The sequence below is a fragment of the Candidatus Protochlamydia sp. W-9 genome (assembly GCF_001950615.1).
In the GTDB taxonomy this organism is placed as follows: Bacteria; Chlamydiota; Chlamydiia; order Chlamydiales; family Parachlamydiaceae; genus Protochlamydia; species Protochlamydia amoebophila.
In genome coordinates this window covers 1-1,071 of sequence record NZ_BCPZ01000143.1, presented here as the reverse complement: position 1 = coordinate 1,071, position 1,071 = coordinate 1, and the positions used below count along the sequence as shown (strand labels likewise).

1 protein-coding gene and 1 pseudogene are annotated in these 1,071 nt (G+C 35.4%); both read right to left on the bottom strand.

What is annotated here, in order from left to right:
- Positions 1–184: 184 nt before the first annotated feature.
- A pseudogene (locus tag BU804_RS17425) lies at positions 185–319 on the bottom strand (IS5 family transposase); the annotation flags it as partial.
- A gap of 105 nt (positions 320–424) precedes the next feature.
- A complete protein-coding gene (locus BU804_RS17420; protein WP_158025017.1) occupies positions 425–604 on the bottom strand; it encodes a transposase family protein in 180 nt (59 codons plus the stop codon).
- Positions 605–1,071: the final 467 nt, after the last annotated feature.

Below are 1,071 nucleotides of genomic sequence, written 5' to 3'. Positions count from 1 at the left end.
CCATTTTGACCTCTCATGTCATATTAAACATTAGCTTGGGAAAACAAATGTTTTAAATGATGCAGAGGTCCTTTGTCATTTAAATTTTATTCTTCTTATTTATTATCAAAGAGATAAATTCAAAATTCAGGTTATTAGAGTTCTTCTGAAACCTAATTTTTAAGTTCATAATTGTATAATCCTGCTAAAAGATTAAAGCGTAGCCAAATCTTTTTCTCCTATTTCGATAACGATCGGAGATAATTTTGAACCGCTTTAACATTCCTATCACGTTCTCTACAAGAACACGTTTTTTAACCAGAACAGTATTTCTCTTCTTATCTTCCTTGGAAGGTCAGAGGATTTTTCTTACTTTTCTTTTTGGGTAAAACCGTTTGAATTTGTACCTTTTGCAAGCCTTGATAACCCATGTCTACTGCCACCTTTATTCCGGAATGAATTCCTGTCTTTGATTTTTAAAGAGGCGATAGTCGTGGCATTTTCCATTCTCATCGCTCGTACAGATGATTTCTGCCGTTGTACTATTGACAATCATCTGAGTCTTCAGAGTCTGTCGTTTCTTCTTCCCTGAGTAGTCTTGTTTTTGCTTTTTTTGGCCTTTCAACAGGACTCTCAGTAGCGTCTACTAAAATCAATTCCTATTCGACATCGCTTTTTTACTAACGCTTTGCAGCCAGGTCAATTGAGATGTCCGCTTTTAATCGATGTGTTCTCAACAAAACGCATGTTGTCATCACAATGACTTTCACTTACCCCATCTAAATTACGTTTCAACTAGTTCGTATAGATGCAGAGAAATTGATTCCATTATTTGACATTGCCCTGCAAAAAAGCTCCAACAGAAAATAGAATAATCATGCTATTCTTTAAAAAAAGGAAAACAATATGAAAAAAAGATCTACAGAAGAACAAAGTCAAAAAAGTGGTAAGCCCAGCTGCTAAGCGACTTTGTGCTAAATGGATGCTAGAAAACAATCGATTGAGCCAAAGACGGGCTTTTAAATTGTTGGATTTCATCGATCAGTTGGGCGATAGTTATAGAAAAGGCAAGGAAATGAACAAGAGAAAGCA